Source organism: Pseudomonas sp. UBA5666, from assembly GCF_002420785.1.
Taxonomy (GTDB): domain Bacteria; phylum Pseudomonadota; class Gammaproteobacteria; order Pseudomonadales; family Pseudomonadaceae; genus Aquipseudomonas; species Aquipseudomonas fulva.
In genome coordinates this window covers 40,016-54,092 of the sequence record NZ_DIIQ01000007.1, presented here as the reverse complement: position 1 = coordinate 54,092, position 14,077 = coordinate 40,016, and the positions used below count along the sequence as shown (strand labels likewise).

At 63.0% G+C, this 14,077-nt stretch carries 11 protein-coding genes; 6 read left to right on the top strand and 5 right to left on the bottom strand.

Annotation, left to right across the window (positions count from 1 at the left end; all coding sequences use genetic code 11):
* Positions 1 to 28: 28 nt before the first annotated feature.
* From B2Y33_RS05175 to B2Y33_RS05165, 3 genes are all read right to left on the bottom strand, one after another.
* The gene (locus B2Y33_RS05175) at positions 29 to 1,150 is read right to left on the bottom strand and encodes a beta-ketoacyl-ACP synthase III (protein ID WP_049695577.1); all 1,122 of its coding nucleotides are present in this window, start codon (positions 1,148 to 1,150) and stop codon (positions 29 to 31) included.
* Between the two features lie 231 nt (positions 1,151 to 1,381).
* Positions 1,382 to 5,287: an ATP-dependent RNA helicase HrpA gene (gene hrpA, locus B2Y33_RS05170; protein WP_206406057.1), complete on the bottom strand. Its 3,906-nt coding sequence runs from the start codon at positions 5,285 to 5,287 to the stop codon at positions 1,382 to 1,384.
* 392 nt (positions 5,288 to 5,679) lie between these two features.
* Positions 5,680 to 6,540, bottom strand: coding sequence for a glycine betaine ABC transporter substrate-binding protein (locus B2Y33_RS05165; protein ID WP_027915800.1), 861 nt, complete (start codon positions 6,538 to 6,540; stop codon positions 5,680 to 5,682).
* A 196-nt stretch (positions 6,541 to 6,736) separates the two neighbouring features.
* Here B2Y33_RS05165 and B2Y33_RS05160 point away from each other — a divergent pair, with 196 nt between their 5' ends.
* Positions 6,737 to 8,302, top strand: coding sequence for a beta (1-6) glucans synthase (locus B2Y33_RS05160; RefSeq protein ID WP_206406066.1), 1,566 nt, complete (start codon positions 6,737 to 6,739; stop codon positions 8,300 to 8,302).
* A gap of 47 nt (positions 8,303 to 8,349) precedes the next feature.
* On the opposite strand, the gene B2Y33_RS05155 is transcribed toward B2Y33_RS05160, so the two are convergent.
* A complete protein-coding gene (locus B2Y33_RS05155) occupies positions 8,350 to 8,703 on the bottom strand; it encodes a hypothetical protein (RefSeq protein WP_027915798.1) in 354 nt (117 codons plus the stop codon).
* Between the two features lie 186 nt (positions 8,704 to 8,889).
* On the opposite strand from B2Y33_RS05155, the gene B2Y33_RS05150 reads away from it, so the two are divergent.
* Together B2Y33_RS05150 and B2Y33_RS05145 are read left to right on the top strand one after the other, a co-directional pair.
* A complete protein-coding gene (locus tag B2Y33_RS05150; RefSeq protein ID WP_027915797.1) occupies positions 8,890 to 10,188 on the top strand; it encodes a serine/threonine protein kinase in 1,299 nt (432 codons plus the stop codon).
* A complete protein-coding gene (locus B2Y33_RS05145; protein WP_027915796.1) occupies positions 10,181 to 11,008 on the top strand; it encodes an MlaA family lipoprotein in 828 nt (275 codons plus the stop codon). Before B2Y33_RS05150 ends, B2Y33_RS05145 begins: the two co-directional genes overlap by 8 nt.
* 42 nt (positions 11,009 to 11,050) lie before the next feature.
* Here the strand turns inward: B2Y33_RS05145 and B2Y33_RS05140 are convergent, their stop codons facing one another.
* On the bottom strand, positions 11,051 to 11,986 hold the full coding sequence (locus B2Y33_RS05140) for a lipid A biosynthesis lauroyl acyltransferase (RefSeq protein ID WP_027915795.1): 936 nt from the start codon (positions 11,984 to 11,986) through the stop codon (positions 11,051 to 11,053).
* Positions 11,987 to 12,097: 111 nt separating this feature from the next.
* Here B2Y33_RS05140 and minC point away from each other — a divergent pair, with 111 nt between their 5' ends.
* From minC to minE, 3 genes are all read left to right on the top strand, one after another.
* The gene (minC, locus tag B2Y33_RS05135; RefSeq protein WP_027915794.1) at positions 12,098 to 12,856 is read left to right on the top strand and encodes a septum site-determining protein MinC; all 759 of its coding nucleotides are present in this window, start codon (positions 12,098 to 12,100) and stop codon (positions 12,854 to 12,856) included.
* A gap of 100 nt (positions 12,857 to 12,956) precedes the next feature.
* Positions 12,957 to 13,769 (top strand): septum site-determining protein MinD, encoded by an 813-nt coding sequence (minD, locus tag B2Y33_RS05130; protein ID WP_012313198.1) that lies wholly within the window; start codon positions 12,957 to 12,959, stop codon positions 13,767 to 13,769.
* Between the two features lie 3 nt (positions 13,770 to 13,772).
* Positions 13,773 to 14,027 carry a cell division topological specificity factor MinE gene (gene minE, locus B2Y33_RS05125; protein WP_009682849.1) on the top strand — a complete coding sequence of 85 codons (255 nt, stop codon included), beginning with the start codon at positions 13,773 to 13,775 and terminating at the stop codon, positions 14,025 to 14,027.
* The last annotated feature ends 50 nt before the right edge of the window (positions 14,028 to 14,077 follow it).

Below are 14,077 nucleotides of genomic sequence, written 5' to 3'. Positions count from 1 at the left end.
TTATGCGGGCATCGCCTGCCTTGCCGGCTTAGCGTTTGCGCAATATCACGCTGCCAATCGAATACCCCGCCCCGAACGAGCTGAGCACCCCCAACGCACCTTGCGGCAAGTCATCCTGATACAAGTGGAAGGCAATGACCGACCCTGCCGAACTGGTGTTGGCGTAGCGGTCCAGGATCACCGGTGCTTCCTGTTCACTCACTTCGCGCCCCAGCAGCTTCTTGACGATCAGGTGGTTCATGCTGAGGTTGGCCTGGTGCAGCCAGAAGCGCGCCACATCGCTGGGCTGAAGGCCGTTTTCCTGCAAATGCTCGCCTACCAGCTCCGCCACTTTCGGGCACACCTCGCGGAACACCTTGCGGCCTTCCTGGATGAACAGCTTGTCTGCGGCGCCTTCGCCCTCCTCCGCTGCGCGGTTGAGGAAACCGAAGTTGTTGCGGATGTTGTTGGAAAACTCGGTCCACAGCTTGCTGCTGACCACGTCGAACTGGTGCACCGATGTGGCTCGATCGGCGCGTTCGAGCAGCACCGCAGTCGCCGCATCGCCAAAGATGAAGTGGCTGTCACGGTCGCGGAAGTTAAGGTGGCCGGTGCACACTTCGGGGTTGACCATGAGCACGGCCCGCGCCTGCCCCAGCGCCACGCTGTTGGCGGCGGTCTGGATGCCGAAGGTGGCTGACGAACAGGCCACGTTCATGTCGAACGCAAACCCCTGGATGCCCAGCGCCTGCTGCACTTCGATGGCAATGGCCGGGTACGGGCGCTGCAAGTTGGAGCAGGCGACGATGACCCCGTCCACATCGGCCGGGCTGCGGCCAGCGCGCTCCAGCGCCTGATGTGCCGCTGCCACGGCCATTTCGCACAGCACCGACGGTTCGTCGTTGGCGCGCTCTGGCAGGCGCGGTTTCATGCGCTGCGGGTCGAGGATGCCGGCCTTGTCCATGACGAAGCGGCTCTTGATACCGGAGGCCTTTTCGATGAACGCCGCATCGGACAGCGGTGCGGCTTCGACCTCGCCACGCTCGATGGCCTGGGCGTTGTCCCGGTTGAATTGCTGCGACCAGGTGTTGAAGGACGCTACCAGTTCTTCGTTGGAGATGCTCTGGGCCGGGGTGTACAGGCCGGTGCCGCTGATCACGACATTATGCACGGTCGTTCCTCTGTTCGTGGGCCATCGCCACCCGGCGCTGGCTGGAAATACACTGGATTAGTGGCACTTTAGTACTAACTTCACGACGAGGGCCAAGCCCTCGTTTGACAGTAGCCTGCCTCACTTAAGCCATCACCCCGCGAACGGTGAATGGACAAGCGAAGCAGGGTTGCCCGCACTGGGCCGCCAAGCGGCCTGACATTGTCTCAATAGTGCCACAACTGTGTGAGTTTAGCCTTCCACCAGGCTCCACTGCTTGCTCAATCGCTTGTCTGAAATCGGCACTTTTGTGCCCAACTGCTGGGCGAACAGCGACACGCGGTATTCTTCCAGCCACCAGCGGTACAGGGCCAGTTGCTCGTCGCGCTTGCCTTCCTGAGCATGTTTGTCGGCACGGGCCTTGTACTGCGCCCACAGATTGGCCAGTTCGCCACTCCATACCCGGTCCTTCTGCACCTGAGAACCCAACTTCTCCAGGCGCAGCTCGATGGCCCTGAGGTAGCGTGGCAGTTCCTTGAACCATACCGCCGGCGTTTCGCGCACAAAGCCGGGGTACACAAGGTTGCTCAACTGCTGCTTGATATCGTTCAGGGCCACGGCCTGGCTCAGGTCGATCTTGCCCTTGAAGCGTTTCTGCAACCCGTGCCACAGCTTCAGCACCTCGAGGGTTTGCCGCGCCAGGCGCTCGGCATGTTCGGCCCAGCTGCCCCGCTTGCGTTCGGCCAGCGCCGCCAGCGCGGCACCTTCACGGGGCAATACCGGCTCACCGTCGAGGATGCAACTGTCCAGGCTTGCCAGCAGAATGTCCTCGACCAGCGCGTCGACCCGGCCCATGTCGCGGTACAACAGCCCCAGTTCAGTCAGGCCAGGCAGTTTGCCACGCAGGAACTTGGCCGGCTCGGCCAGCTGTTGCAACAGCAGGCGCTGCAAGGCGCGGCGGTGCTGGAAGTCGGCCTCGGCCTGGGTCGAGAAGCGGCCTTCACGCACCGTGCCGTTATCCTCGACCAGTGCCGGGTAAACCGTCATCGACAGCCCTGCGATCTTTTGCTGCGCCGTGGGCTTCACTTCGCTGAAGGCCTTGGCCTGCACCGGCTGCTCGCTCTTGGCATCGCCTGGCACCGCCAGGGCTGCCTGGCTGGCAGCGGCGAACCGCGCCGTAAGCTCAGCCAGGTCACGCCCTTCACCCAGGAACTTGCCCTGCCCGTCGACCACCTCGATGTTCATGCGCAGGTGACCTTCAACCAGGCTGACCGACTCGTCCCAGGCGTCATCGGGCACGCGCGCACCGGTCATGCGCAGCAGTTCATGGCCCAAGGCCTGGGGCAACGCGCCTTGGCCAAACGTCATGCGGGCCAAGGCGGCCTTGACGAAGTCCGGCACCGGCACGAAGTTCTTGCGCAGGGCCTTGGGCAAGTTGCGAATCAGCGCCACGCACTTGGCCTCGAGCAGGCCTGGCACCAGCCACTCCAGGCGCTCGCCCGGCAGGCTCGGCAACAGGGGTGCCGGCACCCGCACGGTCACGCCGTCACGGGGGTGATTGGGCTCGAAGTGGTAGGTCAACGGCAAGCGCAGTTGGCCGACCTGCAAGCTGTCGGGGTACTGCGCGGCGGTCACCTCACTGGCCTCGCGCGCCAGCACGTCTTCCTCGCGCATGATCAGCAGGTTGGGATCTTTCTGGCTGCCCATGCGGTACCAGCTGTCGAAGGTGGCCGTCTGGTGGATCTCGGCCGGCAGACGCGCTTCGTAGAAGGCATAGAGCGTTTCTTCGTCGGCCAGAATATCGCGACGGCGGGCCTTGGCCTCGAGGGCGTCGAGCGTTTCGAGCAGGCGCTTGTTGGCCGCCAGGCACTTGGCCCGCGACTGGATCTCACCGCCCACCAGGGCTTCACGAATGAACAGCTCGCGGGAGGTGGCCGGGTCAATGGGGCCAAAGTGTACCGGCCTGCGGCCGACCAGGATCAACCCATACAGGGTGATCTGCTCATAGGCCACGACCTGTCCGCGCTTCTTCTCCCAATGGGGCTCGAAGTGGTTCTTCTTGATCAGATGGCCGGCCAGCGGCTCGATCCAGTCCGGCTCGATGCGCGCGACCACGCGGGCATAAAGCTTGGTGGTTTCCACCAGTTCGGCCGCCATGACCCACTGCGGACGCTTGCGCCCGATACCCGATGACGGGTGCACCCAGAACCTGCGCTGCCGCGCGCCTTGGTAGTCACCGTCTTCGGTCTTGTGGCCTATCTGGCTGAGCAGGCCGCTGAGTACGGCTTTGTGCAGCTTGGGGTAGTCGCACGGTTCCTTGTTGACCGTCAGTTGCAGCTCGCGGCAGATCAGCGCCAGCTGGCGATGGGCGTCGCGCCACTCGCGCAGGCGCAGGTAATTGAGGAACTGCTTGCGGCACCAGTTGCGCAAGGGGTTGGCCGTCAGCGCCTGGCGCTGTTCCTCGAAGCCCCGCCACAGGTTGACCAGTGCGGCGAAGTCCGAATCCACGTCCTTCCATTGTGCGTGGGCCTGGTCGGCGGCCTGCTGGCGCTCAGGGGGGCGTTCGCGTGGGTCCTGCACCGACAGGGCGCTGGTGACGATCAACACTTCCTGCAGGCTGCCCAGGCGCGCGCCTTCGAGCAGCATACGGCCCAGGCGCGGGTCGATGGGCAGCCGCGCCAGCTGACGCCCGACCGGCGTCAGTTGGTTTTCACGGTTGACCGCCGAGAGCTCTTGCAGCAGGTTGAAACCGTCGCTGATCGCCTTGCCGTCTGGCGGCTCGATGAAGGGAAACGCGTCGATGGCGCCCAGGCGCAGGTGCAGCATCTGCAGGATGACGGCCGCCAGGTTGGTGCGCAGGATCTCGGGGTCGGTGAAAGCCGGCCGGCTGTTGAAGTCTTCTTCGCTGTACAGGCGCACGCAGATACCCGGCTCCACCCGTCCACAACGGCCCTTGCGCTGGTTGGCGCTGGCCTGGGACACGGCTTCGATGGGCAGGCGCTGCACCTTGGCGCGGTAGCTGTAGCGGCTGATGCGGGCCGTACCGGTATCGATCACATAACGGATGCCGGGCACCGTCAGCGATGTTTCGGCCACGTTGGTGGCCAGCACCACACGCCGCCCGGCATGGGGCTGGAAGATCCGTTGCTGCTCGGCTGGCGACAGGCGCGCGTACAGGGGCAGGATTTCGGTATGGCGCAGCTGCGCCTTGCGCAGAATCTCGGCGGCGTCGCGGATTTCGCGCTCACCGGGCAGGAAGATCAGCACATCCCCCGGGCCCTTGCCCTGGCCGCGCTCGTGCTGGGCCAGTTCGTCGAGGGTGGCGAGGATAGCCTGGTCGACGGTGAGGTCGTCCTCGATCGGGTTGCCCTCCTCGTCCTGTTCGCTGGTCAGCGGGCGGTACCAGGTTTCCACCGGGAAGGTACGGCCGGACACCTCGATGATGGGCGCGTTGTCGAAATGCTTGGAGAACCGCTCCAGGTCGATGGTGGCCGAGGTGATGATGAGCTTGAGTTCGGGCCGCCGGTGCAGGAGGGTTTTGAGGTAGCCGAGCAGGAAGTCGATGTTCAGGCTGCGTTCGTGGGCTTCGTCGACGATGATGGTGTCGTAGCGTTCCAGGAAGCGGTCGTGCTGGGTTTCGGCCAGCAGGATGCCGTCGGTCATGAGTTTGACCAGTGTGTTGGCATCGCTCTGGTCTTCGAAGCGCACCTGGTACCCCACCAGGCCGCCCAACGGCGTGCCCAACTCCTCGGCCACCCGGGCAGCGACACTGCGCGCGGCGATCCGGCGTGGCTGGGTGTGGGCGATCAGGCCATGGCTGCCACGGCCCAGTTCCAGGCAGATCTTGGGCAGCTGGGTGGTCTTGCCCGAGCCGGTTTCGCCAGCGATGACCAGCACCTGGTGTTCGGCCAGGGCCTTTTTGATCTCGTCGCGCTTGGCGGCGATGGGCAGGCTGTCGTCGTAGCGCACCAATGGCACGCTCTGCTGGCGGGCGGTGACCTGGGCGCAGGACGCCTGCACCCGCTCAGCCCACTGCGCCAGCTTCGCCTCGTCGGGGCGCTTGCGCAGTTCGTGCAACTGGCGCCGCAGGCGGTGGCGGTCGGCGATCATGGCGTGGTCGAGGTTTTGCAGCAGTTTGTCGATGGCGTGGTCAGTCATTGGGCTTTTCGGTGATGCAGGTGGGCCTGCGGTGTGATCGGCATTCGAAAGAGGTGTGATTGTCGCAGATTTGGTTAGTGCGTGCTGGGGGTGCTTGAGCGGTTGGGCTGGCGGGTCGGTGTGAGGGTTCAGTTTCTCTCGGCGGGGGTGTAGCTGGGGGGTGCAGGGATGATGGACGGTGATGTGGGTGAGAGCAGGCGATGTGCGACTGGCTGAGGTCGCCTGGGCCGATTTGCGCCCATCGCGGCCGATCCGCGCCCCGCCAAGGCTGATCCACGGAGCACTGGACAGCCTCGTAACGCAGCGCAATGGGGTCGTTCCCACGCCAACGAAACCGCTCGAACGCTTGAGGCTCGAACGGCTTCATTTCAGGGCATCAGCGCACAGGCGTTTTACTTGCCCGTCCAGTCCTTCACGCGCTCAGGGTGCTTGGCCACCCAGTCCTTGGCAGCCGCTTCGGGCTTGGCGCCTTCCTGGATAGCCAGCATCACCTCGCCGATCTCATCCTTGGACTGCCAGCTGAACTTCTTCAGGAACTCGGCCACTTCCGGGGCCTTGGTGGCCAGCTCCTTGCTGCCGATGCTATTGACGGTTTCAGCAGCGCCATACACGCCTTTGGGGTCCTCGAGGAACTTGAGTTTCCATTTGGCGAACATCCAGTGCGGTACCCATCCGGTCACGGCGATGGATTGCTGCTTGGCGTAGGCACGGCCCAGCTCGGCGGTCATTGCAGCACCGGAACTTGCCTGCAGCTTGTAGCCGGTCAGGTCGTAGTCCTTGATCGCCTGATCGGTCTTGATCATTACACCCGAGCCAGCATCGATGCCGACGATTTTCTGCTTGAACGAGGAATCGGTCTTCAGGTCAGCGATGCTCACCGCCTTGACGTACTCAGGCACGATCAGGCCAATCTTGGCATCCTTGAAGTTCGCGCCGTAGTCGACCACGTTGTCCTTGTTCTTGGTCCAGTACTCACCGTGGGTCACCGGCAGCCATGCCGACAGCATGGCATCGAGCTTACCGGTGGCCACGCCCTGCCACATGATGCCCGTGGCCACGGCTTGCAGCTTCACATCGTAGCCAAGCTTCTGCTTGATCACCTCGGCGGCCACGTTGGTGGTCGCCACACTGTCTGCCCACCCATCCACGTAACCAATACTGACTTCTTTGGCCATGGCCTGTGCGCCGCTCAAGGCCAGTGCCAGGGCGGTACCTACGCCCAGGAAACGACGCATTTTTGTTGAAGTAGCCATCAAAGCATTCCCTCGTCAGGTCTCGGAGATTCCATCATCTGCCTGCAACCAAGCCAGACCTGATCCAAGTACGACGCCCAGGCGCTCATACGCGACAGCACTGTGCCATTAGCGGCAGCGGCATGAACCTGCCTGCGCGATCCTTGCATGCCAAAGGTTTGGCGCCGGGCTACTATTGACCCTTTTGCCCCCGATGATGGACCGCCCGATGCCCAGTTCCACCCGCCTGCTGACACTTCTGTACACCCTTGCTTGCCTGATCGGTCTGCTCGGGCTCGGCGTGCTCTGGCACGGGCTGGGCAGACCGGTGCACCTGCCCGACGCCGCCAATGCCACGCACAAGCTGCAGTGCGCATCCTATACCCCGTTCGACAAGGACCAGTCGCCCTACGATCAACCCATGCAACTGCGCCCGGCGCGCATGGATGCCGACTTGGCCCTGCTCGCTGAGCGATTCCAGTGCATCCGCACCTATTCGATGAGCGGTCTTGAGGCTATCCCAGCGCTGGCGCGCAAGCATGGACTGAAGGTGATGCTCGGGGCCTGGGTCAATGCTCACCCGGCCGACACCGACCGGGAAGTCGCGCTGCTGATCGCCGCCGCCAATGCCAACCCCGATGTGGTCAGCGCCGTCATCGTGGGTAACGAGACCTTGCTGCGCAAGGAAGTCACCGGCAAACGACTGGCCGAGTTGATCGCGCGGGTCAAGCGCCAGGTAAGCGTGCCGGTCACCTACGCCGATGTGTGGGAGTTCTGGTTGCAGCACCCCGAGATCGCGCCTGAAGTAGACTTTCTCACCGTTCACTTGCTGCCGTATTGGGAAGACGAGCCACGGGGCATCGACGATGCGTTGGCCCATGTCGCCGACATACGCCGACAATTCGGCCAGCGCTTCGCGCCCAAGGACATCCTGATCGGTGAAACCGGCTGGCCCAGCGAAGGCAGGCAGCGTGAAACCGCCCTGCCCAGCCGGGTCAACGAAGCGCGCTTCATTCGCGGCTTCGTCGCCATGGCCGAGCACAACGGCTGGCGCTACAACCTGATCGAAGCCTTCGACCAGCCCTGGAAACGCGCCAACGAAGGTGCCGTGGGCGGGTATTGGGGCCTCTACGATGCCGACCGGCAGGACAAGGGCATCCTTGAAGGGCCCGTCAGCAACTTGCCCGACTGGCCCACTTGGTGGCTGGCATGCGCGGCGCTGGCGGGGCTGATGCTGTGCATGGCCGGGCGGCCACGCACACCCCGTGGCGCGTGGGCCATGCCAATACTGGCCATGTTCGGTGCGGCGTGCCTGGGCCTGTGGGGCGAGCTGATGCGCAGCCACGCCCGTTTCGCCCCCGAATGGATGTGGGCAGGGCTGTTGGCGGGGTTGAACGTGCTGGTACTGGCCCGGGCACTGCTGCACCTGTCCCAGCCGCAAGGCGTGCGCGGGCGCTGGTCTGCCTGGCTGCAAAGGCGAGCTGGCGGGTTGCTGCTGCTGGCCGGCTTTGCTGCCGCCGTAAGCACGTTGGCGATGGTGTTCGACCCCCGCTACCGCAGTTTCCCCAGTGCCGCGCTGGCCTTGCCAGCCCTGGTGTTCGTCCTGTGGCCCGTGCCAGTGCGGCGACGGGAGGCCACCTTTCTGGCAAGTATCATCGGGCTTGGCATACTGCCCCAGCTACTCATCGAGGGGATGAACAGCGGGCAGGCGTGGCGCTGGGCAGCAGTGAGCGCGCTGATGACCGCCGCCCTGTGGCGCAGCCAGAGACTCGGCCGCGCCTGATACCTCTATTTGTCAGCGTCACGGAGCGCCCCCTGGCGGGCGCACGTTTACCTGACCAGGCGCAACCCGGCCAGGACCAATGCGAATACGGCGATGCTCGCGGTATACAGCACCAATGCTGGCACTGCGAACAGCAGGGCAATGCCGGCCAGCCATGTACCGGTCCGCCCCTGTAGCAGCCAGCCAAGCGCTGCCAGGGCCAGCCCGGTCCAGGCCAGGACCTGGTGGTGAATGCCCAACCCCAGCACTGCCCGCATCTTGCACTGCCAATAGGCGGCTGGCTCCGTGCACAACCCCACCCACTGGCCGTCCTCCATCAGTCCATAGCGCACGCCATAGCTGGCAGCGAGCCAGAGCCCAACGAACATCAGCAGTAGTGCGCCAGGCAGCCTGCGACTCATTGACTTTTCCCACTTGATTGATCAAAAAATCAATGATCGCTTACATCACGGTCTAAGGCAAAATACCTGCCTGCAACACGGTTCAGATAACTGGCACACCAAAGGCCATCACGCCCGGCAACTTTGCCACGGCCCATGTGGTCTTAGCTTGCACACGCGCCACCTTGCGTTCTTTTGGGGGATTACATGCTTCGTTCTTTGCGCCTCGCTGCCGTTCTCGGCAGCCTGCTCATGGCTGTGGCCGCTTCTGCGCGGGATATCGACGCCGCGAGCTATGGCTACCCCCTGACCAACCCGTTCGAGGCGACCATCGCCACGACGCCGCCGGACCAGCGCCCGATGCTGCCCAGCGATGACGAGATCGACCAGTCCGACTACAGCCTCACCTTGCGCCCGGAGCGTGAATTCACGCTGCCGGACAACTTCTGGGCGGTCAAGAAACTCAAGTACCGCATGGCCCAGCAGGACCACGCTGCCCCCTTGATCTTCATCATTGCCGGCACCGGTGCGTCCTACAGCAGCAGCATCAACGAATACCTGAAAAAGCTGTACTACAAGGCCGGCTTCCACGTGGTGCAGCTGTCCTCGCCCACCAGCTACGATTTCATCAGCGCCGCGTCTCGCTTCGCCACGCCCGGCATCAGCCAGGATGACGCCGAGGACATGTACCGGGTGATGCAATCGGTCCGCGCCCAGCACCCTCGCCTGCCGGTGACCGAGTTCTACCTGACCGGCTACAGCCTGGGCGCGCTCGATGCGGCCTTCGTCAGCCACCTGGACGAAACCCGGCGCAGCTTCAACTTCAAGCGTGTGCTGCTGCTCAACCCACCCGTGAACCTCTACACCTCGATCAACAACCTGGACAAGCTGGTGCAGACACAAGTCAAGGGGATCGACCGCAGCACCACGTTCTATGAGCTGATGCTGGAAAAACTCACGCGCTACTTCCAGGAAAAGGGGTTCATCGACCTCAACGAAGCGCTCTTGTACGACTTCCAGCAGTCGCGCCAGCACCTGTCCAACGAGCAGATGGCCATGCTCATCGGCACCTCGTTCCGCTTCTCGGCCGCCGATATCGCCTTCACCTCCGACCTGATCAACCGCCGCGGCCTGATCATCCCGCCGAAGGTCAAGATCACCGAAGGCACGAGCCTGACGCCCTACTTCAAGCGTGCCTTGCAGTGCGATTTCGACTGTTACATGAGCGAACAGGTAATCCCGATGTGGCGTGCCCGCACCGGCGGGGGCACCATCCTGGAGCTGACCAACCAGGTCAGCCTGTACGCCCTGGCCGATTACCTGCAAAACAGCCCCAAGATCGCCGTGATGCACAATGCCGACGATGTCATTCTCGGCCCTGGCGATATCGGGTTCCTGCGCAAGGTGTTCGGTGATCGCCTGACCCTTTATCCCCATGGTGGCCATTGCGGCAACATCAACTACCGCGTCAACAGTGACGCCATGCTGGAGTTCTTCCGTGGTTAACAAACTGCTCTTTGCCACGGCCCTGCTTGCCGCAGGCCATACCCTGGCCGCCGAGACCGCTCCCCGAGCCAGCGTCATCGAGGCTGATCCGCAGGTGATCGGTACCGCCCCGCTGGCACCGGAAGCCGATGGCTTCCTCGACCCGCTGCGCGAGTTGAAATTCAACCCGGGCCTGGACCAGCGTGAGTTCGAGCGCTCGACCCTCGAAGCGCTGAACGTCTACGACCCGCTCGAGTCGATGAACCGCCGCATCTATCACTTCAACTACCGCCTGGACCAATGGGTGCTGCTGCCGCTGGTCAATGGCTACCAGTACGTCACCCCGCGTTTTCTGCGCAGTGGCGTGACCAACTTCTTCAACAACCTGGGGGACGTGCCCAACCTGTTCAACAGCGTGCTGCAGCTCAAGGCCAAACGCTCGGCCGAGATCACAGCGCGGCTGATGTTCAACACGATCATCGGGGTAGGCGGTTTGTGGGACCCGGCGACCAAGATGGGCCTGCCGCGCCAGAGCGAGGATTTCGGCCAGACCTTGGGCTTCTATGGCGTACCGGCAGGCCCGTACCTGATGCTGCCGCTGTTGGGCCCTTCGAACCTGCGCGACACCACCGGGCTGGTGGTGGATTATTCCGGCGAGCAGGCGATCAATTACCTGGACATGGCCAAAGTCAGCCGCGAGCACCCGGAGTTCTTCGGCCTGCGGGTCATCGACAAGCGCTACACCACCAACTTCCGCTACGGGCAGATGAACTCACCGTTCGAGTATGAAAAGGTGCGCTACGTCTACACCCAGTCGCGCAAGCTGCAGATCGCCGAGTGAGCCGGCAGCGCCACTGCCATTACGGCAGCGGCGCACTCGCTTTCAACGCCCTTTCTTTTCGTACAGCCTTGGGGCCCCGTCCGGTCGGGACTTGAACCGGCGGTGTGCCCACAAGTACTGCTCGGGGCATTCGCGCAGTACCTGCTCGACCCATTGATTGATTCGCAGGCAATCAGCCTCTTCGCTCTCACCGGGGAAATCGCTCAGTGGGGGATGAATCACCAACCGATAACCGCTGCCGTCTTCGAGTCGCTTCTGCGTGAAGGGAATGACCTGGGCGCGGCCCAGGCGCGCAAACTTGGTGGTGGCCGTGACCGTGGCTGCCGGGATCCCGAACAAGGGCACGAACAGGCTTTGCTTGGCGCCGTAGTCCTGGTCGGGTGCGTACCAGATTGCGCGGCCGGCCCGCAGCAGCTTGAGCATGCCCCTGACATCCTCGCGTTCGACGGCCAGTGAGTCCAGGTTGTGCCGTTCGCGTCCGCTGCGCTGGATGAAATCGAACAGGGCATTGCCATGTTCGCGGTACATGCCATCGATGGTGTGACGCTGGCCGAGCAAGGCCGCACCGATTTCCAGGGTAGTGAAGTGCACCGCCATCAGGATTGCGCCCTGCCCCGCCTGCTGGGCGGCCTGCAAGTGCTCAAGCCCCTCGACATGGGCCAGGCGCGCCAACCGCGTCTTGGGCCACCACCAGCTCATGGCCATTTCGAAGAAGGCGATGCCGGTCGAGGCAAAATTGGCTTTGAGCAGCCGTTGCCGTTCGTCCGCCGACAGCTCGGGGAAGCACAGTTCCAGGTTGCGCGCGGCGATACGCCTGCGTTCACCGGCAAAGCGGTACATGATCGCGCCTAACGCCGCACCCAGCTTGAGCAATGCCCGGTACGGCAACTGCACCACCAGCCACAGCAGCCCCAGGCCCAGCCACAGGCCCCAGAACTTGGGATGAAGGAAATAGGGACGAAAACGCGGGCGATCCATTGAAGCTTCCAGCAAGACATGGGCCGCGCATTCTACAACGGATCGGCTCATGTTGCGGGCAACCGGTCTTATCGTTATAAGTCAGGGCACTTTTTCCGCAACAAGCCGTCTATGCAGACCATGAGCCCAAACCACACCCCCGACACCCCCTCCGTGTTCCAGCTCAAGGGCAGCATGCTTGCCATTACCGTTCTGGAACTGGCGCGCAACGACCTTGAAGCCCTCGATCGCCAGTTGGCGGCCAAAGTGGCGCAGGCGCCGAACTTCTTCAGTAACACGCCGTTGGTGCTGGCGCTGGACAAGCTGCCGGCCGGCGAAGGCGCGGTCGACTTGCCTGGTTTGATGCGGATTTGCCGCCACCATGGCCTGCGGACCCTGGCCATCCGCGCCAACCGCATCGAGGACATTGCCGCGGCCATCGCCATCGATCTGCCAGTGCTGCCCCCGTCCGGCGCCCGCGAGCGGCCACTGGAACCCGAGCCCGAGGCCAAGAAACCCGAGCCGGCCCCTGCCCCGCCACCGGTACTCGAACCTGAGGTGCGCCCCACGCGCATCATCACCGCTCCGGTACGTGGCGGCCAGCAGATCTATGCCCAAGGGGGGGACCTGGTGGTCACCGCCTCGGTCAGCCCGGGTGCGGAACTTCTTGCCGATGGCAACATCCATGTGTACGGCGCCATGCGTGGCCGTGCCCTGGCAGGTATCAAGGGCAATACCAAGGCGCGTATCTTCTGCCAGCAGATGACCGCCGAAATGGTCTCCATTGCCGGCCAGTACAAAGTGTGCGAAGACTTGCGCCGCGATCCTTTGTGGGGGGCGGGCGTACAAGTCAGCCTGTCTGGCGACGTGTTGAACATCACCCGTCTTTAACGGATACTTGCCAGCATTTTTAGAGCAACTTTTTTATCGTTGCCGTTACTTCAGTTATTTGCAGGGACTTGCGTCCCGATCATTTTAGGGGTGAAACACCTTGGCCAAGATTCTCGTGGTTACTTCCGGCAAAGGGGGTGTGGGCAAGACCACCACCAGCGCCGCCATCGGTACCGGCCTCGCACTGCGTGGCCACAAGACGGTTATCGTCGACTTCGACGTGGGCCTGCGTAACCTCGACCTGATCATGGGCTGCGAACGCCGCGTGGTGTACGACTTCGTCAACGTGGTCAATGGCGAAGCCAACCTGCAACAAGCCCTGATCAAGGACAAGCGCCTGGAAAACCTGTACGTGCTGGCGGCCAGCCAGACCCGTGACAAGGACGCGCTTACTCAGGAAGGCGTCGAGAAAGTCCTGATGGACCTCAAGGAGCAGTTCGAGTACGTGATCTGCGACTCGCCGGCCGGTATCGAGAAAGGTGCCCACCTGGCCATGTATTTCGCCGACGAGGCCATCGTGGTCACCAACCCCGAAGTGTCTTCGGTCCGTGACTCCGACCGCATGCTGGGCATCCTGTCGAGCAAGTCGCGCCGCTCGGAAAACGGCGAGGAGCCGATCAAGGAGCACCTGTTGATCACTCGCTACCACCCCGAGCGCGTCGTCAAGGGCGAAATGCTGAGCGTGGCCGACGTGGAAGAGATTCTCTCGATCAAGCTCAAGGGCGTGATTCCCGAATCGCAGGCGGTGCTCAAGGCATCCAACCAGGGTATCCCGGTCATTCTCGATGACCAGAGCGATGCCGGCCAGGCGTACAGTGACGCAGTCGACCGCCTGCTGGGCAAAGAGAAGCCGATGCGCTTCATCGATGTACAGAAGAAGGGATTCTTCGAGCGCATTTTCGGGAGCAAATAAACCATGAACCTTTTTGACTTCTTTCGTGGCAGACAGAAACAGACCAGCGCGTCGGTGGCGAAAGAGCGTCTACAGATCATCGTGGCGCACGAGCGCGGACAACGCAGCGAACCGGACTATCTGCCCGAGTTGCAGAAGGAACTGCTGGAAGTGATTCGCAAGTATGTGAACATCGGCAATGACGATGTGCATATCGAGCTGGAAAACCAGGGCAGCTGCTCCATTCTGGAGCTGAACATCACCCTGCCGGATCGCTGATCCGGCCAAGAGTCGGGGCTGCGCTGCAGCCCATACGCGGCAAGGCCGCT